23 protein-coding genes are annotated in these 17,994 nt (G+C 70.1%); 16 read left to right on the top strand and 7 right to left on the bottom strand.

Annotation, left to right across the window (positions count from 1 at the left end):
- Positions 1-846 (bottom strand): TrmB family transcriptional regulator, encoded by an 846-nt coding sequence (locus ACQUST_RS09505; protein WP_435127645.1) that lies wholly within the window; start codon positions 844-846, stop codon positions 1-3.
- Positions 847-935: 89 nt separating this feature from the next.
- Between ACQUST_RS09505 and ACQUST_RS09500 the strand changes: the two genes are divergently transcribed.
- The 3 genes from ACQUST_RS09500 to ACQUST_RS09490 all read left to right on the top strand — a co-directional run bounded on the left by ACQUST_RS09500 (position 936) and on the right by ACQUST_RS09490 (position 2,394).
- Positions 936-1,070 (top strand): hypothetical protein, encoded by a 135-nt coding sequence (locus ACQUST_RS09500; protein WP_435127644.1) that lies wholly within the window; start codon positions 936-938, stop codon positions 1,068-1,070.
- 85 nt (positions 1,071-1,155) lie between these two features.
- Positions 1,156-2,067 (top strand): S-layer glycoprotein N-glycosyltransferase AglJ, encoded by a 912-nt coding sequence (aglJ, locus tag ACQUST_RS09495; protein WP_435127642.1) that lies wholly within the window; start codon positions 1,156-1,158, stop codon positions 2,065-2,067.
- A 117-nt stretch (positions 2,068-2,184) separates the two neighbouring features.
- Positions 2,185-2,394 (top strand): ribbon-helix-helix domain-containing protein, encoded by a 210-nt coding sequence (locus ACQUST_RS09490; protein WP_435127640.1) that lies wholly within the window; start codon positions 2,185-2,187, stop codon positions 2,392-2,394.
- A gap of 36 nt (positions 2,395-2,430) precedes the next feature.
- Here the strand turns inward: ACQUST_RS09490 and ACQUST_RS09485 are convergent, their stop codons facing one another.
- Positions 2,431-2,973, bottom strand: coding sequence for a hypothetical protein (locus ACQUST_RS09485; protein WP_435127638.1), 543 nt, complete (start codon positions 2,971-2,973; stop codon positions 2,431-2,433).
- Complete coding sequence (locus ACQUST_RS09480) at positions 2,970-3,650, bottom strand: hypothetical protein (protein WP_435127637.1); 681 nt, start codon at positions 3,648-3,650, stop codon at positions 2,970-2,972. Before ACQUST_RS09480 ends, ACQUST_RS09485 begins: the two co-directional genes overlap by 4 nt.
- Before the next feature lie 53 nt (positions 3,651-3,703).
- Between ACQUST_RS09480 and ACQUST_RS09475 the strand changes: the two genes are divergently transcribed.
- Together ACQUST_RS09475 and ACQUST_RS09470 are read left to right on the top strand one after the other, a co-directional pair.
- Positions 3,704-4,495 (top strand): VOC family protein, encoded by a 792-nt coding sequence (locus tag ACQUST_RS09475; RefSeq protein WP_435127635.1) that lies wholly within the window; start codon positions 3,704-3,706, stop codon positions 4,493-4,495.
- Between the two features lie 156 nt (positions 4,496-4,651).
- A complete protein-coding gene (locus ACQUST_RS09470; RefSeq protein WP_435127633.1) occupies positions 4,652-5,155 on the top strand; it encodes a cupin domain-containing protein in 504 nt (167 codons plus the stop codon).
- 32 nt (positions 5,156-5,187) lie between these two features.
- Here the strand turns inward: ACQUST_RS09470 and ACQUST_RS09465 are convergent, their stop codons facing one another.
- Entirely contained in the window at positions 5,188-5,478 is a 291-nt protein-coding gene (locus tag ACQUST_RS09465) for a DUF5779 family protein (protein WP_435127631.1), read from the bottom strand.
- Positions 5,479-5,885: 407 nt separating this feature from the next.
- On the opposite strand from ACQUST_RS09465, the gene ACQUST_RS09460 reads away from it, so the two are divergent.
- The 9 genes from ACQUST_RS09460 to ACQUST_RS09420 all read left to right on the top strand — a co-directional run bounded on the left by ACQUST_RS09460 (position 5,886) and on the right by ACQUST_RS09420 (position 14,468).
- Positions 5,886-7,055, top strand: a complete 1,170-nt coding sequence (locus ACQUST_RS09460) for a homocitrate synthase/isopropylmalate synthase family protein (protein WP_435128164.1) — start codon at positions 5,886-5,888, stop codon at positions 7,053-7,055.
- A 384-nt stretch (positions 7,056-7,439) separates the two neighbouring features.
- Positions 7,440-9,203 (top strand): biosynthetic-type acetolactate synthase large subunit, encoded by a 1,764-nt coding sequence (gene ilvB / locus ACQUST_RS09455; protein ID WP_435127629.1) that lies wholly within the window; start codon positions 7,440-7,442, stop codon positions 9,201-9,203.
- A gap of 107 nt (positions 9,204-9,310) precedes the next feature.
- Complete coding sequence (gene ilvN / locus ACQUST_RS09450; RefSeq protein WP_435128162.1) at positions 9,311-9,955, top strand: acetolactate synthase small subunit; 645 nt, start codon at positions 9,311-9,313, stop codon at positions 9,953-9,955.
- Positions 9,948-10,991 carry a ketol-acid reductoisomerase gene (gene ilvC, locus ACQUST_RS09445; RefSeq protein WP_435127627.1) on the top strand — a complete coding sequence of 348 codons (1,044 nt, stop codon included), beginning with the start codon at positions 9,948-9,950 and terminating at the stop codon, positions 10,989-10,991. Before ilvN ends, ilvC begins: the two co-directional genes overlap by 8 nt.
- Positions 10,984-11,127: a hypothetical protein gene (locus tag ACQUST_RS09440; protein ID WP_435127626.1), complete on the top strand. Its 144-nt coding sequence runs from the start codon at positions 10,984-10,986 to the stop codon at positions 11,125-11,127. The genes ilvC and ACQUST_RS09440 overlap by 8 nt, the downstream gene beginning before the upstream one ends.
- A complete protein-coding gene (leuC, locus tag ACQUST_RS09435; RefSeq protein ID WP_435127625.1) occupies positions 11,124-12,551 on the top strand; it encodes a 3-isopropylmalate dehydratase large subunit in 1,428 nt (475 codons plus the stop codon). Before ACQUST_RS09440 ends, leuC begins: the two co-directional genes overlap by 4 nt.
- On the top strand, positions 12,548-13,207 hold the full coding sequence (leuD, locus tag ACQUST_RS09430; RefSeq protein ID WP_435127623.1) for a 3-isopropylmalate dehydratase small subunit: 660 nt from the start codon (positions 12,548-12,550) through the stop codon (positions 13,205-13,207). Before leuC ends, leuD begins: the two co-directional genes overlap by 4 nt.
- Positions 13,200-14,177, top strand: coding sequence for an isocitrate/isopropylmalate dehydrogenase family protein (locus tag ACQUST_RS09425; protein WP_435127621.1), 978 nt, complete (start codon positions 13,200-13,202; stop codon positions 14,175-14,177). The genes leuD and ACQUST_RS09425 overlap by 8 nt, the downstream gene beginning before the upstream one ends.
- Before the next feature lie 141 nt (positions 14,178-14,318).
- A complete protein-coding gene (locus ACQUST_RS09420) occupies positions 14,319-14,468 on the top strand; it encodes a DUF7557 family protein (RefSeq protein WP_435127619.1) in 150 nt (49 codons plus the stop codon).
- A gap of 12 nt (positions 14,469-14,480) precedes the next feature.
- Here the strand turns inward: ACQUST_RS09420 and ACQUST_RS09415 are convergent, their stop codons facing one another.
- Positions 14,481-14,933 carry a DUF5799 family protein gene (locus ACQUST_RS09415; protein WP_435127617.1) on the bottom strand — a complete coding sequence of 151 codons (453 nt, stop codon included), beginning with the start codon at positions 14,931-14,933 and terminating at the stop codon, positions 14,481-14,483.
- A 107-nt stretch (positions 14,934-15,040) separates the two neighbouring features.
- Positions 15,041-15,331, bottom strand: coding sequence for a hypothetical protein (locus ACQUST_RS09410; RefSeq protein ID WP_435127615.1), 291 nt, complete (start codon positions 15,329-15,331; stop codon positions 15,041-15,043).
- 239 nt (positions 15,332-15,570) lie between these two features.
- Between ACQUST_RS09410 and ACQUST_RS09405 the strand changes: the two genes are divergently transcribed.
- A complete protein-coding gene (locus tag ACQUST_RS09405; protein WP_435127613.1) occupies positions 15,571-16,086 on the top strand; it encodes an NYN domain-containing protein in 516 nt (171 codons plus the stop codon).
- 27 nt (positions 16,087-16,113) lie between these two features.
- Here ACQUST_RS09405 and ACQUST_RS09400 read toward each other — a convergent pair whose 3' ends face one another.
- Entirely contained in the window at positions 16,114-17,109 is a 996-nt protein-coding gene (locus ACQUST_RS09400) for a radical SAM protein (RefSeq protein WP_435127611.1), read from the bottom strand.
- Positions 17,110-17,325: 216 nt separating this feature from the next.
- Here ACQUST_RS09400 and ACQUST_RS09395 point away from each other — a divergent pair, with 216 nt between their 5' ends.
- Positions 17,326-17,991 carry a DUF6517 family protein gene (locus ACQUST_RS09395; RefSeq protein ID WP_435127610.1) on the top strand — a complete coding sequence of 222 codons (666 nt, stop codon included), beginning with the start codon at positions 17,326-17,328 and terminating at the stop codon, positions 17,989-17,991.
- The last annotated feature ends 3 nt before the right edge of the window (positions 17,992-17,994 follow it).

Below are 17,994 nucleotides of genomic sequence, written 5' to 3'. Positions count from 1 at the left end.
TCAGCGGTCCGGGGCGACCGTCTCGTACTCCCAGAGCATGTCGAAGTACCGGGAGAGCCCGGCCACGAACGACCCGTTCTCGGTGACGGCAGCCTGCCGCATGCTCAGCGGCACGTCCTTCTCCTCGACGAGCAGCAGCGCGCGGCCGGAGTCGTACTCCATGCTCGGGTCCGCGAACGTCCCTCGCCACGGCAGCGGCTCCGGCGAGAACCGGTACTCGACGCCCGGGAACCGGTCGGCGAACGTCTCGAGCAGTTCCGCCTGCCGCTCGCGGTTCTCCGCGGAGAGCTGGTCGGGATGCAAGAAGACCACACGCATGTCCACGCCCGCCTCGCGCGCGTCCGCGATGGCCGGCGAGACGCTGTCCAGGTACGCGAAGCTCTTGGTGATGACGTTGACGCAGTCGGTCGCGTCGCGGTACAGCTTCCGCGTCTCCCGCTCGCTCGGCTCGCCGACGTCGACGACGTAGAACAGCTCCTCCGTCGGCGTCACGTCCGAACTCGCGCTCTCGTACAGCGGGCCGTACTGCTCGGTGAACGCCTCGCGGACCTCGTCGAGTTCGCTCCTGAACGACTCGAACGACTGCCGGCGGTTCTCGACGGCGGTGGACAGGATCTCCTCGGGGGCTTTCGGCTGGTAGCGCTTCGGCCGGCCGGGGATTACCTTGACGTAGCCGGCGTCCGCGAGGTCATCGAGGACGCCGTAAATCCTGGCCTTCGGAATTCCGGTCGCCTCCGCGAGGTCCGGCGCCGTGGTCTGCCCGACGGTGAGCAGTTCGGCCAGCGCCGTCTCCTCGTACTCGCCGAGCCCGAGCAGCTCGAAGAGGTCGTCAGCGTCGTGGCTCATTACCCGCCCGTGGGGCGTCAGGGGTTATAGGTCGGGCGAGTCCGAACGGAGGGGGAAGACTTATGCAAACGAGCCAAGTTACTCGTGGTATGAGTAACTCGACGCAGCCGCCCGAGGGCGACGACGAGCGCCCGTCGGACGACGCTGAACACCTGGACGCGGTCGAAGACGGGGCGGGCTGCACCGAAATCTGGGAGACGCTGAGCGAGCAGCGCGACGACTGACGCGGCCGGAAACGACCGGGCAGACTGGCGGTACGGCACCGGAGACCCGAAGCTGTTATCCCGCCACCCTGACACCGACTCACCGATGGACAGAGACGCCGTCTGCGTGCTCCTCCCGACCTACAACGAGGCCGAGACCGTCGGCGACGTCGTCCGCGACTTCCGCGACCACGGCTTCTCAAACGTCCTCGTCATCGACGGCGACTCGGACGACGGGACGCGGGAGCGGGCGGCGGAGGCGGGTGCGCGGGTCGCCGTGCAGTCCCGGACCGGGAAGGGGCAGGCGATTCGGGAGGCCGTCTCAGAGCACATCGACGCGGAGTACGTGCTGATGGCGGACGCGGACGGGACGTACCGCGCGGCGGACGCCGACGACATGCTGGCGCCGCTGTTCGACGGGTCGGCGGAGCACGTCGTCGGCGACCGGTTCGCGGACATGGAGGCGGGCGCGATGACCGGCTTCAACAAGGTCGGGAACGCGGTGTTCAACTGGCTGTTCCGGAACATCCACGGCGAGGACTTCGCGGACATCCTGTCGGGGTATCGGGCGTTCACGCGGGAGTCGTTCGAGCGGCTCCAGCTCAGCGCGGACGGCTTCGGCATCGAGACGGAGCTTTCGGTGGAGTGCGCTCGGCACGGCGTGGACACCACCGTCGTCCCGATCACGTATCTTCCGCGGCCCGACGGCTCGAACACGAACCTCCACCCGGTTCGGGACGGCGGCATCATCCTGATGGCGCTGTACCGGCAGGCGAAGACGTCGAACCCGCTGTTCTACTTCGGGAGCGCCGGCGTGCTCTCCGGCGCCGTCGGCGTCGCGGTCGCCGGCTACGTCGCGTACGACTGGTTCGCGAACGGCGTCTCCCACGAGGTGCTCGCCATCGCCGCCGGCATCGCGCTGATTTTCGGGGTGCAGCTCGTCATGTTCGGCGTGCTGTCGGACCTGCTCGTCACGCTGCACCGTGAGACGCTCGACCGGCTCGAAGACAAAGAGTGAGTCGCTGACAACCGGCGCCGCGTGGCGCTGGGCAGTGGTACGCGGCGGCACGTGGCGTCACGCGCCGGGAGAGCGGCCACCGCCGCGTTTATCGGTTCACGCGCCGGACGGACCGCCGTGACCGACTACACCACGGTTTCGATTCCGAAGGACCTCGCAGAGCGCGTCGAGGAGACCATCGAGGGGACGAGCTTCTCGTCCACCTCCGACCTCGTCCGGTTCCTGCTGCGCAGCATCGTCATCCAGCACCAGAAACGCGGGTCGCTCTCGGAGGCGGAGTTCGAGGAGATAACGGACCAGCTTCGCGACCTCGGCTACCTCGAATAGCGCCGTCGCCGGGCGGCGTCGACGCGAGGAGTCCGTTCAGCCGTCGAGGTGTTCCTCCGGCGGCGTCGCCTCCAGGACGCGGAGCTCCAGCCGGTCGCCGCTCCGGTCGTACGCGACGACGTCGTCTTGGTCGTACGGCGGCGTCGCCACCAGCACCGCCGCGGCGAGGTCGTCGGCTTCGGTGAGCGTCGGGTCGCCGTCGGGATGGGAGAGGAATCGGGCGCGGCCGCGCGGCCGACCGAGGTCCATCCCGAAGACGGCGGTGACGGAGCCGGACGCGCCCGGGAAGTAAAAGTGGGTGAGGACGGGCGTCTCCGGGTCGACGCCGGGCGGGACGCCGGTGAGGTCGCGCGCCGGGGTCGTGTTCAAGACGACGTTCACGACCGACGGGTCGGCCTCGGCGGCCTGTTCGAGCAACACGGACAGCAGGTCGCTGGTGATGGTAACGGGGGTTCGGTCCGCGTCGGCTCCGCCCGAGTCGCCGTCCGTGGCGGCGTCTTCGTTGGCGGCCTCCGCTACGTCGCCGGCGGGGTCGCCGGCGCGGTCAGCGCCCGAGTCGGCGCCGGGGTCTGCGGTCATGACAGCATCGACGCCGCCGTCCGCGCGTACAGTTCGGGCGCGGTGCGTCGGGAGCGACGGAGCGCCTCGGCGAGCGCGGTCGCTGCGTCGTCGTGGACGCCGGCGCCGTGCCCGACCAGGACGCGGTCCGGGTCGAGTCCGGACAGCGGGCGGCGCGGCGGGAGCAGTCGGAGCGCCGGGTGGACGCCGAGTCGCTCGCCGGGGACCGTCATGAAATCGACGGTGCCAACCGCCTCCGGGACGTACAGCGTCCCGCCCGTCTCGTCGTAGAGGGCGACCTCCTGCCACGGCAGCACGGCGCCCCGCTTCACGGCGATGGCGTCGAATCCGCCGAGCGCGTCGCCGAAGCGCTCGACCGGCGCGTCGAGTTCGTCGGCGACGCCGGTCATCCACTCCGGGACGTACACCGGGACGCCGTGGCGGTCGGCGACCGCGGCGGCGTCTCGCTTGTGGCGGTCGAGACAGACCACGGTGCCGGCGACGTCGCCGTCGATCGAGGCGACGAACTCGTCGACGCCGGGGCCGTCGACCGGGTCGAGAATCCAGACGTCGCCGTCGTCCGTGACGGCGTGGCTCGCGCGCTGCATGCGTTCGTCCGGGTAGGCGAGCCAGCCGAGACCGCCGTCGAACTCGTCGATTCGTTCCGGGTCGGCCGTCCCGTCGCCCTTCATCGGCATGGTCGTGGGTCGGTCGCCGCGGGCTTAAGTGGGGGGCACGCTGAGTCGTCGGCGTGACTCGCCCTGCGCTCGCCCACCTCGCACTGGAGGTGACCGACCTCGGCCGCGCCGCCGCGTGGTACGCAGACGCCTTCGGGCTGGTGCCGACGCGCCGCACCGCGACGGAAGCGGCGTTCGACGTCGACGGCACCGAGTTCGTGCTGCGCCGCCCCACGTCGCTGCCTCGCGGCGGCCTGCACGTCCACTTCGCGTTCGCCGCCGTCGGCCGCGACTTCCCGGCGTGGCGGGCGCGGTTCCCCGACGCCACCGAGGTGGCGTTCGGGTCGTTCAGCTCCGTCTACACCCGCGACGCGGACGGCCACACGCCCGAAGTCGGCGGCATCGACGCCCGGGGCGTCGGGCTGACCGGCGTCTTCGAGGTGGTGCTGGAGGTGGCGAACGTCGACCTCGCGGCGGAGTGGTGGGACGCGCTGGGGTTCACGCCGGTCGACCGCGGCGAGAACCGCCGGCGCATCCGGCTGCGCGGCCCCGCCGGCGCCGACACCCAGTTCGACGTGGAACTGTGGGAGCCGCAGCTCGGCATCGACGGCGCCCGCGGCGGCGTCCACGTCGACCTCGGCGTCCGCGTCCGCGACCCGGCGGCGATGGCCGAACGCGCCTTCGGCGACCACGCCGCCGTCACGCCCCGCGGCCGCGGCGACGGCTCCGTCGAACTGTACGACCCCGACGGCCACCATCTCGTGCTGCTCCCGGCAGACGACGCCGAGGCCGCCGATGCCGATGTCGACGCCGATGCCGATGTCGACGCCGATACCGACGCCGACCCGGACGAGCCGTCAGCCTGACCCGCAGCAGCCGACTTCGACAGCCGCGGCGGAGAATCGAGGTCGCCGTCGCCCGGAAATCGAAGTCGACGCCGTCCAACGTCGAAGTCGGCGGCGGCTGGTCGGTGCCGCGGTTCGGCAACTGGAACTTTCTGTGATGCCCACGTCGCTCCACGTATGCCGGGTGACTCCGACGACGCGGACGACGAGTACGGCTACGCGAAGGCGTCGGTCGAGGACGTAAGTACCGTCCCGAATCCGACGCGGGTCAAGAAGGAACTCGACGAGGCGCTCGGCGTCTCGGAGTTCGGTCTGAACTACTACGAGGCCGACCCGGGGGAGGACGTCCCGTGGGGGTACCACCGCCACCCTGAGCACGAGGAGGTGTTCCTGGTGCTGGACGGCGAGTTGACCGTCGAGACGGCGGACGGAGACTACGTGGTCGGGGCCGGCGAGGCGTTCTTCGTGCCGGCGGACGCGCCGAACAAGGCGACCGTGACGGGCGACGTGCCGGCGCGGTTCGTCGCGGTCGGCGCGCCGAAGGAGTCCGACTGGGCGGTCATCAGCGAGGAGTGCCCGAACTGCGGAGAAGAGACCGACCGGGAGTCGGAGGTCGACGGCGACGAGTACGTGCTGTACTGCGCGGAGTGCGGCGCTGAGGTCGACCGGCTGCTCCGGTAGTCGCGTCGAACCGACGCGCGAGCGTCCCGCGGTCAGTCGCCGAGCTGGTCGGTGTTGATGCCGACGTTCGGCGGCGAGACGATGAGGAAGCCGCGAAAGTGGGTGAGTTCGCCGCCGAGTTCTGACACCTGGCGGGCGAAGCCGGCGGCGCGCTCGTTGAGGTCGCCGACGACCGCGAGGACGAGGACGTTGCCGTACTCGACGTTGCGCACCCACACCTCCGGGTCGGTGGTGCCGTCGAGCACGCCGAGGACGACCTCGCCGGCGACCTCCTCCTCCAGCATCTCCTCGGCGTCCTGGAGGTTCAGGCCGAAATCCGTCATACCCGCCCGGTCGGGGTCGCCGGGCAAAAGGGTTCGGACGTCCGTCCGACGACCGTCCGACCGGACGATGACGCCGCGGCCGACCCGGCCGTCCTCCGGAGCGAATCACCCCTGTTGCTTGGGCGCCGAGTTCCCGCAGCCCCGATGCAGGTCCGCCGTCCTCGGCGACGTTCGCATAAAAGGAGCCAATTGCATATTAGGACATATGAGGTCGTATATTCAAATAAGAGCCGTTGCTGTCGTGCGGTTTTCGCTGTTTTCGCGGCTTCGACCGCGGCGGCCTGACTCGGCGGACCTGTCCGACCACAACGCTTTACATGGAGTTCGGCCCCACGTAGACACGATGTCCAACGGTACACCGGACTCGTCGGTAGCCAGCCCGGCGGAACGAGTTCTTCCAGGGCACACTGGGAGCCACTGACGAGTTCGACGACGTACGAATTTTCGACACGACGCTGCGCGACGGTGAACAGTCGCCGCGAACGTCGTTCAGTTACGAGGAGAAACGGGAGATAGCGGCTACGCTGTCCGAGATGGGGGTCGCCGTCATCGAGGCGGGCTTCCCGGTGAACTCCGACGCGGAGTTCGAAGCGGTCAGCGACATCGCCGCCGCCACCGACGTCACGACGTGCGGGCTCGCCCGCGTCGTCGACGGCGACGTCGACGCAGCACTGGACGCCGGCGTGGACATGGTCCACACGTTCGCGTCGACCAGCGACGTCCAGCTCGAAGACTCGATGCACGCGACGCGAGAGGAGGTCGTCGAGCGGTCGGTGGCCGCCGTCGAGCGCGCGAAGGACGCGGGCGTCGACGTGATGTTCTCGCCGATGGACGCGACCCGGACCGACGGGGCGTTCCTCATCGAGGTCATCGAAGCCGTCAGCGACGCCGGCGTGGACTGGATAAACATCCCGGACACGTGCGGGGTCGCGACGCCGCGCCGGTTCGGCGACCTCATCGAGACGGTCACCGCACACACCGACGCCCGAATCGACGTGCACACGCACGACGACTTCGGGCTCGCGGCCGGGAACGCGCTGACCGGGGTCGAAGCCGGCGCGTCCCAGATGCAGGTGTCGGTGAACGGCATCGGCGAGCGCGCCGGCAACGCCGCGCTCGAAGAGGTCGTGATGGCCGCCGAGTCGCTGTACGACGCCGACACCGGCGTCGACACGACCCGCATCACGGAGCTGTCGCGGCTGGTTGAGCAGGCCAGCGACATGCCGGTGCCGGCGAACAAGCCGGTCGTCGGCGACAACGCGTTCAGCCACGAATCCGGGATTCACGCGGCCGGCGTCATCGAGAACAGCGACACGTTCGAGCCGGGCGTCATGACCCCGGAGATGGTGGGCGCCGAGCGCCAACTGGTGCTCGGCAAGCACACCGGGACGCACTCGGTGCGCCAGCGCCTCACCGAGGACGGCTACGCGCCGACCGACGACGAGGTGCGCGCGGTGACGCGCCGCGTCAAGGACCACGGCGCGGACTCGCGGGTGACCATGGAGGACGTCCGTCGGTTCGCCGAGGAGGTCGGCGTCGACACCGAGGACGAACACGAGCCGGAGGCGACTCTGTGATGCGTCTCCGGCAGCGGGCTTCCGGTCGCCAGCCACAGGTCTACCGGCCGGCTGCGGTGCCGTTCGGCGGCCGCTCGGCGACCGCGACGACCACGACGACCGCGATGAGCGCGACGAGCGCAGCGGACGCGGCGGTGAAACGTTGCCAGCCGCGACAGAGATTTATGCGAGGACGCGAAACGCTGTGTCGAGATGACGACGGCCGCCACAGCCGGGACGCTTCGCCGCGCAGCGTCGGCCGTCAGCGCCGTTCTCGCCGTCGGTATTGTAGGGGCGTAACCGCCCCACACAGCCCGTCTCATCCTGACCGCGTTCGACCGTATCGGCGACCGACAGGCACCCGCGACACCGACCAGATGACACATCGATCACCAGAGACGCACCATGAGTGAATCCGCGAACGCACGAGGCGACGCTGACGAACCGCACGAGGACGAGGCGGCGACGCCGGCCGGAACCGGCGCCGCCGCCGTGATTCGGACCCTCGAGGCGGCCGGCGTAGACACCGCCTTCGGCGTGCAGGGCGGCGCCATCATGCCGGTGTACGACGAGCTGTACGACTCCAGCATCGACCACGTCACGATGGCGCACGAGCAGGGCGCCGCCCACGCCGCCGACGCGTACGGCATCGTCACAGGCGACACCGGCGTCTGTCTCGCGACGTCCGGGCCGGGCGCGACGAACCTCGTCACCGGCATCGCGGACGCGTCGATGGACTCGGACGCGATGCTGGCGCTGACCGGGCAGGTGCCGAGCGACATGGTCGGCTCCGACGCGTTCCAGGAGACCGACACGACCGGCGTCACGAAGCCCATCACGAAACACAACTACTTCGCGAGCGACGCCGACACGGTCGGCGAGACGGTCGGCGAGGCGTTCGCGCTGTCGCACACCGGCCGGCCCGGCCCGACGCTCGTCGACCTGCCGAAGGACGTCTCGTTCGACGAGACCGACGAGCCGGCGCGGCCGCCGGAGGCGCCGAAGCGCGAGGTGCCGTCGCCGGAGGCGGACCGCGACGCGGTCGACGCGGCGGCGCAGGCGATTCAGGCCGCCGACCGGCCGCTGTGCCTGTTCGGCGGCGGCGTCATCAAGGGCGACGCGTCCGAGGCGGCGCGCCGGTTCGCGCGCGAACACGGCATCCCGGTCGTGACGACAATGCCCGGCATCGGGAGCTTCCCGGAAGACGACGACCTCTGCCTGTCGTGGGCGGGGATGCACGGCACCGGCTACGCGAACATGGCCATCACGCACACGGACTGTCTCGTCGCGGTCGGCACCCGGTTCGACGACCGGCTGACCGGCGGCGTCGAGACGTTCGCGCCGGAGGCCGACGTCGTCCACGTCGACATCGACCCGGCGGAGATCTCGAAGAACGTCCACGCCGACTACCCGGTCGTCGGCGACGCCGGGACGGCGCTCGAACAGCTCGACGCGGCGATGTCGGCGTCGCCGGACGCCGCGGCGTGGCGCGAGCAGTGCGAGACGTGGCGCGAGGAGTACCCGATGGACTACGCGGCGCCGGCGGACGAGCCGGTGAAGCCGCAGTTCGTCGTGGAGGCGTTCGACGCCGCCACCGGCGACGACGCGGTCGTCACCACCGGCGTCGGCCAACACCAGATGTGGGCGGCGCAGTACTGGACGTTCACGGAGCCGCGCACCTTCGTCTCCTCGCACGGCCTCGGGACGATGGGGTACGGGATGCCGGCCGCCATCGGCGCCCGCGTCGCGCTCGACGACGTGGGCGAGTCCAACCGCGACGTCGTCTGCTTCGAGGGAGACGGCTCGTTCCTGATGACGATGCAGGAGCTGTCGGTCGCCGTCCGCGAGAACCACGACGTCACGGTCGTCGTGTTGAACAACGAGTACATCGGGATGGTCCGGCAGTGGCAGGACGCCTTCTTCGAGGGCCGCCACATGGCGTCGGACTACGACTGGATGCCGGAGTTCGACGCGCTCGCGGAGGCGTTCGGCGCGCGCGGCTTCCGCATCGACGACTACGACGACGTCGCCGACGTGGTGAGCGAGGCGCTCGCGTACGACGGGCCGTCCGTCGTGGACGCCCACATCGACCCGCGCGAGAACGTCTACCCGATGGTGTCCAGCGGCGGCGCGAACGGCGAGTTCGCCCTGACGGAGGACCAGCTATGAGCGGGAGCGGCGACGACGCGGCGGACGCCGAGTTCGACGACCACCCGGCGGACGCCGCGGCGACCGACCACGCACGCCGCCCCGACGCCGACGTCCCCGACCACGGGATGGCGGGGCCGCGGCCCGAGGAACGACCGCAGCCGACGCGGCGCCGGAACCACCAGGGCATCCGGGTCGACCCGGAGGCGGAGGCCGAATCGACCGAGCGCACCGCCGTGATTTCGGCGCTCGTCGAACACGAGCCGGGCGTGCTGTCGCGGGTGTCCGGGCTGTTCTCCCGGCGGCAGTTCAACATCGAGAGCCTGACGGTCGGGCAGACGACCGTGGAGGGCCACGCCCGCATCACGCTCGTCGTCGAGGAGACCGACCCCGGCATCGACCAGGCGAAAAAGCAGCTCGCGAAGCTGACGCCCGTCATCGCGGTCGGCGAACTCGACTCGGACGCGGTGCGCGCGGAGCTCGTGCTGTTGAAGGTGCGCGGCGACGAGCCGGACAAGGTCCACGCCATCACGGAGATGTACGAGGGGCAGACGCTGGACGCCGGGCCGCGCACCATCACGGTGCAGATCACGGGCGACGAACAGAAGATAGACGACGCGGTCGACGCCTTCCGCCAGTTCGGCATCATCGAGATCGCCCGGACCGGCGAGACGGCGCTCGCACGCGGAGACTCACCGACGACGCCCGGCGAGGAGCCGGGTCACTCGGCCGAACCAAAAGCGAAATACACCACAACGAAGACGGATGACTGACGACTTCGACACCACCGTACACTACGACGACGACGCGAACCGAGCGCACATCGACGACAAGACCGTGGCCGTCCTCGGCTACGGCAGCCAGGGCCACGCCCACGCACAGAACCTCGCGGACAGCGGGGTCGACGTGGTCGTCGGCCTGCGGAAGGGGTCGTCCTCGCGGGCGGCCGCCGAGGCCGACGGGCTCCGCGTGGCGACACCGACGGCGGCGGCGCGGGAGGCGGACGTCGTCTCCGTGCTCGTCCCGGACACGGTCCAGCCCGCGGTGTTCGACGACATCCGCGACGAACTCGACGCCGGCGACACGCTCCAGTTCGCGCACGGCTTCAACATCCACTACAACCAGATTCAGCCGCCCGAGGACGTCGACGTCACGATGGTGGCGCCGAAGTCGCCGGGCCACCTGGTCCGCCGGAACTTCGAGGCCGGCGAAGGCACGCCGGGGCTGCTCGCCGTCTACCAGGACGCGACCGGCGACGCGAAACAGGAGGGGCTGGCGTACGCCCACGCCATCGGCTGCACCCGCGCCGGCGTCATCGAGACGACGTTCCAAGAGGAGACCGAGACGGACCTGTTCGGCGAGCAGGCGGTGCTGTGCGGCGGCGTCACGTCGCTCGTGAAACAGGGGTACGAGACGCTCGTCGACGCGGGCTACTCCCGCGAGATGGCGTACTTCGAGTGCCTGAACGAGCTGAAGCTCATCGTCGACCTGATGTACGAAGACGGGCTCGGCGGCATGTGGGACTCCGTCTCCGACACCGCCGAGTACGGCGGGCTGACCCGCGGCGACGACGTCGTCGACGAGCACGCCCGCGAGAACATGGAGGAGGTGCTCGAAGCGGTGCAGGACGGCACCTTCGCGCGGGAGTGGATTTCGGAGAACCAGGCCGGCCGGCCGTCGTACACGCAGCTCCGGCAGGCCGAGAAGAACCACGACATCGAGGACGTCGGCGCGGACCTCCGCGCGCTGTTCGCGTGGGGCGGCGACGACGCCGACGAGGACGCCGCGGAGGTGCCGGCGGATGACTGACGCCGGCGGGGACGCGGACCGGGAGGTGCGACCGGGGACGATGGCGGCCGTCGACCACGCGGCGCCGTCCCCCGAACTGAACGACGTGTGGGCGCGCGGCGCCTCGCGCCGAGCAGACGAGGAGTTCGACGGATGAGTCAGGGGACGCTGTACGACAAGGTGTGGGAGAACCACAAGGTGACCGAGCTGCCGACCGGGCAGGACCAGCTGTTCGTCGGGCTGCACCTCATCCACGAGGTGACGAGCCCGCAGGCGTTCGGGATGCTCCGCGAACGCGACCTCGACGTCGCCTACCCGAAACTGACGCACGCGACCGTCGACCACATCGTGCCGACGGCGGACCAGTCGCGGCCGTACGGCGACGACGCCGCCGAGGAGATGATGAGCGAACTGGAGCAGAACGTCCGTGACGCCGGCATCGAGTTCTCCGACCCGTCGTCGGGCGACCAGGGCATCGTCCACGTCGTCGGGCCGGAGCAGGGGCTGACTCAGCCCGGCAAGACCATCGTCTGCGGCGACAGCCACACGTCGACGCACGGCGCGTTCGGCGCGCTCGCGTTCGGCATCGGCACCTCCCAGATTCGGGACGTGCTCGCGACGGGCTGTGTCGCGATGGAGAAGAAGGACGTCCGCCGCATCGACGTCACCGGCGAACTCGGCGACGGCGTCGAAGCGAAGGACGTCATCCTGCAGATCATCCGGAAGCTCGGCACGGAGGGCGGCGTCGGCTACGTCTACGAGTACGCCGGCGGCGCCGTCGAGTCGCTCGGCATGGAGGGCCGGATGAGCATCTGCAACATGTCCATCGAGGGCGGCGCGCGCGCCGGCTACGTCAACCCGGACGAGACCACCTACGAGTGGCTGCGCGAGACGGAGGCGTTCGCGGACGACCCCGAGCGGTTCGCGGAGCTGAAGCCGTACTGGGAGTCGGTCGCCTCCGACGACGACGCCGAGTACGACGACGTCGTCACCATCGACGGCGACGCGCTCGAACCGATGGTGACGTGGGGGACGACGCCCGGGCAGGGCGTCGGTATCTCCGAGCCGATTCCGGCGCCGGACGAACTCGCCCCGGACAAGCAGGACACGGCGCGGCGCGCACAGGAGCACATGCGCGTCGAGCCCGGCGACACCATGGAGGGCTACCAGGTCGACGTCGCGTTCCTCGGCTCCTGTACGAACGCGCGGCTCCCCGACCTGCGGCGGGCCGCCCGCGTCGTCCGCGGCCGCGATGTCCACGACGACGTCCGCGCGATGGTCGTCCCGGGCAGCCAGCACGTCCAGCGCGCCGCCGAGGAGGAGGGGCTCGCGGACGTGTTCCGCGAGGCCGGCTTCGACTGGCGGAACGCGGGCTGTTCGATGTGCCTCGGCATGAACGAGGACCAGCTCGAAGGCGACGAGGCCTGCGCGTCGTCGTCGAACCGGAACTTCGTCGGTCGGCAGGGGAGCAAGGACGGCCGGACCGTCCTGATGAATCCGCGGATGGTCGCCGCCGCCGCGGTCACCGGCGAGGTCACGGACGTCCGTGAACTGGAGGAGCGCGAGGAGGTGGAGGCGTGAGCGCCGACACCAGCGGCGCCGACGCCGACGGCCCCGCCGAGACGGTGGAGTACGTCAGCGGCACCGGCGTCCCGATTCGCGGCAACGACATCGACACCGACCAGATCATTCCGGCGCGGTTCATGAAGGTCGTCACGTTCGACGGCCTCGGCCAGTTCGCCTTCTTCGACCAGCGGTTCGACGACGACGACAACGAGAAGGACCACCCGTTCAACGAGGACCGCTTCCGCGACGCCTCCGTGCTGGTCGCGAACGCGAACTTCGGCTGCGGGTCGTCCCGGGAACACGCGCCGCAGGCGCTGATGCGGTGGGGAATCGACGCCATCATCGGCGAGTCGTTCGCCGAAATCTTCGCGGGGAACTGCCTCGCGCTCGGCGTCCCGACCGTGACGGCGGACCACGAGTCCATCAACGCGCTCCAGCAGTGGGTCGACGACAACCCGGACGGCGAAATCGAGGTCGACGTCGCCGCCGAGACCGTCCGCTACGGCGACAACGAACTGAGCGTGTCGGTCGACGACGCACAGCGCCGCGCGCTCGTCGACGGCGAGTGGGACACCACGGCGCTGATGGGGTCGAACGCCGACGCCATCCGCGACACCGCCGCGTCGCTGCCGTACGTGACCGACGAACACCTCCCGCAGGCCGATGACTGAGGAGATCGTCGTCATCGAAGGCGACGGCATCGGCCGGGAAGTCGTCCCGGCCGCCCGCCGCGTCCTCGACGCCGTCGGCGACTTCGCGTTCGTCGAGGCCGACGCCGGCGACGCCGTCCGCGACGAGACCGGGGAGGCGCTGCCCGCGGAGACGTACGAGGCGGTCGCCGACGCCGACGCGACGCTGTTCGGCGCCGCCGGCGAAACCGCCGCAGACGTCATCCTGCCGCTGCGGGAGGCCGTCGGGTCGTACGTGAACGTCCGGCCCGCGCGCGCCTACCCGGGCGTCGACGCGCTCCGCCCCGAAACCGACCTCGTGTTCCTCCGCGAGAACACCGAAGGCGTCTACGCCGGCCACGAGGACCGGCTGAGCGACGACCTGTCGACGCTGACCCGCGTCGTCACCACCTCGGCGTCCGAACGGCTCGCCGAGTACGCCTGCGACTACGTCGCCGACCGCGACGTCGACGGCTTCCACGTCGTCCACAAGGCGAACGTGATGCGCGAAACCGACGGCCGGTTCCGCGACGCCGTCGTCGACGTCGCCGCCGACCGGGGCGTCGACACCGAGCAGGTGCTGATGGACGCGTTCGCGACGCGGCTGCCGCTCGACCCGGAGTCGTTCGACGTCGTCGTCTGCCCGAACCTCGCGGGCGACGTGCTGTCGGACCTCGCCGCCGGCCTCGTCGGCGGCCTCGGGCTGCTGCCGTCCGCGAACGTCGGCCCGGACAACGCGCTGTTCGAACCGGTCCACGGCACCGCGCCCGACATCGCCGGTGACGGCGTCGCGAACCCGTCGGCTGCCATTCTGTCGGCCGCGATGCTGCTCGAACACCTCGGCTACGACGACGACGGCGCCGCGGTCCGCGACGCCGTCGAGTCCGTGCTGGCCGACGGGCCGCGAACCCCGGACCTCGGCGGTGACGCCGGCACCGACGACGTCGCCGACGCGGTGCTGAACCGGCTGTAATCACCGCGAACCCGGATTTGGAGGCGCTCGGCGCGTCGCCGCTTTTCTCACTCGGTCACCATCCCCGCCGCCGTTCTCCGTCGGCGGTTCGCCGCCGGGTCCGCCTGTACCCTTTTACCGGTGGAGGGAGAACCGGTGGGTATGCCGAAAATCGAACTGAGCGAGGAGACGCTCGAACGGCTGGACGGGCTTCGCGAGGACGGCGAGAGCTACGACGAGCTCGTCACTGAACTCATCAATATCTGCGAGGCGGAGGAGCTGACGCTGTTCCACTCGGGCGACGCGGAGTAGCGCTGCGGACGGCTATTCCTGGTAGGCGATTCGGACCTGTTCCCAGGTCCCGTTCTCTTCGAGGTGGCGCTGGAGTTCGTCCGCGTACTCCTGGGTGAGCCGCTCGGCCGCTTCCAGTTTCTCGCGGTCGGCGCCGGAGTTGCCGCCGGTGAGCAGCGACTTGAGTTCGTCGACGAAGCCGCCGATTGGGTTGCCGCGCGAGCGGCCGCCGTCCGCGCCGCCGCCGGCCGCGGCGTTCATCTGGTTCGCGATGTTGTCGAGCTCCGGGATGATGCCGGGGAGCTTCTCGGTGTCCGCGACGATGCGGGCGCGTTCGGGGTCGTCGGCGTGTTCGATGTCGAACTCCGTCGCGGTCATGATCAGCCCCCACTGCTGGTTCGAGAACTGCGAGGCGTTGACCTGCTCAGAGAACTTCCGGTCGACCGCCATGCGGTCACCGACGATAGCGTCGGTCCAGTCACTCATAGGGGACCGAACGCGCGCGGGGACCATGTGGGTTTCCCCTCGGTGCGGCGACGCGTCCACTCGCCGCGGCGAGACGGCGCAGTCTCCGGCGACCGACCGAGAACGGCTTACTCCTCGCTGACGGACTCGTCTGCAACTTCGCCGAGGAGCGCCCAGTGGAGGTGAGTGTCGGTGTGGGTCGGCGGCTCGCCGGACTCCACGTCGAAGTCCGGTTCGGCCGAGACGGCGTACAGGTACCGGCCGACGTGGACGAGGCCACCGTCTCGCCGCTCGTACTGGTCGACGACGACCTCGAACGGCGTCGCGTCCGGCCGCACCTCGACCAGTTCCATCACGTCGCTCTCGCTGACTGCCGCCCGAACCTCGTCCTCGCTCACCGTCGGGTCCGCCGGGGCCATAGAACACCGTATGCGTAGATAATTTATAAATTATTCTTCGCGAGCAGCAATATAATCCAGGAATTTAGCGTGTCGAACAACGTCTCGGGCAGCGAGCCACCGCTCTCCGGACCGTTCGGCGCTTCGGCACCGCCACGAGCGGAGCCTGCAGACGTCGAGTCGGGGCGGAGACGGACAATCGGAGGCGCAGAGACGGACGGAATCGGAACGCGTATCGGCGGCGCCGGCGACGGCGAACCATGGAGTTCCTGCGCCGCATTCGGGGCGGTGGCCGCGGCGGCGACGACGCCTCAGCGGGCGAGACGGACGAGGAGCCGGCGGCGACGCGACCGGCCGGAGAGCCGCGCGGCGTCGCGCTGTTCGTCGACGGCCCGAACGTGCTGCGCGAGGAGTTCGACGTCGACCTCGACGACGTCCGCGACGCGGCCCGGTCGGCCGGCGACCTCGTCACCGCCCGGCTCTACCTCGACGAGCACGCGCCGCCCGGCCTGATTCAGGCGGCGGAGGCCCGCGGCTTTCAGGTCGTCGTGACGAGCGGCGACGTGGACGTGAAACTCGCCGTCGACGTCGCGACGTTCGCGGCGGAGCGGCGCGCCGAGACCGTCGCCGTCGCCTCCCGGGACACCGACTTCAAGCCGGCGCTGGAGGTCGCAAACGAGTACGGCCTCCGGACGCTCGCCATCGCGCCCGGCAGTTACGGCCGGTCGGACGCCCTGCCGAACAGCGCCGACGACGCGGTCACCATCGAGAAGTAGCGGTCCGTTTCTGCGCGCGGGTCGGCGTTACGCGAGCGGCGTCCGTTCGACGACGGTTCCGTCGACGGTCGGGTACTGTTCGACGACTTCGCCGTCGTCGAGGTCGCCGTCTTGCACCATCTCTTCGAGGAGCCACCACGCGACTTCGACGTGGTTGGACTTGACGCTGTAGAACTCCTCGGGGACGCCGAGTTCGTCGAGTCGGGCCGGGTCGGTGTACGTCTTCCCGTAGACGAGCGTGCCGTCGTCGGTGACCTCGTCGAACGGCCGGCGGAGGTTCTTCGCCATGCGCTTCAGCCGGTTGCGGTGCTGGGCGGCGTCTTTGAACACGGAGGTACAGAAGTAGACGCGCTCGTGGTCGCCCATGACGTCGAGGATGGCCTCCTTGGAGCCGTCGACGGCGGACATGTGGCCGTCCTGGAGTTCGAAGCCCTGCTCTTGCATGCGGCGGTAGTTCCCGTCGCTCATCTCGAACTCGTTGACGTTACAGAAGTCGGCGGCGCCCTCGTCGAGGAACTCCAGGAACTCCTCTTCGGCGCGGATGCCCGGGATTTCGAAGGCGGGCGTCAGCCCCTCTTCGCGGGCGACGTAGAGGATGTCCTCCCACTCGGTGCCGTGGAGGTCGCCCCACTGTTCGACCGGCGGGTGGAACCGGATTTCGTCGAGGCCGGCCTCCGAGAGGCGGCGCATGTTCTCGCGGCCGCCCGTGATGCCGGTGTAGAGGTGCGTGTGGTGGTCCTCGCCGAACTCGTCTTTGAGCAGTTCGAGGTAGTGGCAGGTGCGGTCGAGCGCCTCCTGCGGTTCGCCGCCCGTGATGGAGGTGCCGAGCGCGTCCATGCGGTGCGCCTCCTCGAGGACGTCGTCGTCGGATTCGACGAGGCGCTCGTTGGCGTAGACGTCCGTGACGTTCTTCCGGTTCTCGCCGAGCGGACAGTAAAAGCAGTCGCGCTGGTCGCAGTAGCCGTAGACGAACAGCACCATCTTGCCGCCTTTGGCGCACTGTTCACAGCCCTTCGAGATCATTCGGTGTCGACGCTACTTCGCGCAGCGGCAAAAGCGGTGCGACTCGCCGCGTCCATCCGTGAGACGGGGTCACGCACCGGTCGCCGCCGACGAGCGGGACGGAGGCGAAACCGAAAACGGAGCCGCTGGAGCGGGAGCCGAAGCTGGCCGCCCGGTGGTGGCGTCCCGGGCCGGCTCGACCGCGAGACTCAAGCCGGCCCGCGGCGTTCGGTAGGCATGATGAACAGGCGGCAGTTCCTTCGAGCGGCCGGCGTGGCGGGCGTCGGCGGCGTGGCGGCGACGAGCGGCTGTGTCGGCGCCATCACCGGCTCCGAACCGATCGAGGTGTCAGCGTCGCAGGCGACGGTGCCGGCGGCGACGCTGTCGAACACGGGGTTCGAACAGCAGTCGGTGGAGCCGCTCGTCATCGAGCAGCCCGTCGAAATCGCCGGGCAGCGCCGCACCGTCGTCGTGGAGAACCAGCTCGCGCAGTACGACAAGGCCGTCGAGATTCCGGGCGTCGGCCGGTACCGCGCGGCGCTGTTCGCGGTGCTGTCGACGCCGGCGGTCGAAATCGCCGGGCGGTCGCTGAACCCGGTCGCGGACCTGTCGTCGCGGGCGCTCGCAGAGCGGATGCTGACGCAGTACGAGGGCGTCTCCGGGCTGCGACGCACCGGCTCGGAGACCGTGTCGGTGCTCGGGGCGGACGCGGAGGTCGGGCTGTTCGAGGCGGACGTCACGGTCGCCGCGGGCGTGACGACCGAGACGGCGCTGCACGTCACGGAGGCGGTGCGCGCCGGCGGCGACTTCGTCGTCTGCGTCGGCGCCTACCCGACGCTGCTGTCCGGGGAGGCGGAGGACGTCCGCGCGATGATGCAGGCCGTCCAGCACGCCGGGAACTGAGCC

It is taken from the genome of Halobaculum sp. D14 (assembly GCF_051195135.1).
In the GTDB taxonomy this organism is placed as follows: Archaea; Halobacteriota; Halobacteria; order Halobacteriales; family Haloferacaceae; genus JBNTKA01.
The sequence above is the reverse complement of the archived record's forward strand: the minus strand, read 5'-3'. Positions and strand labels throughout refer to the sequence as shown.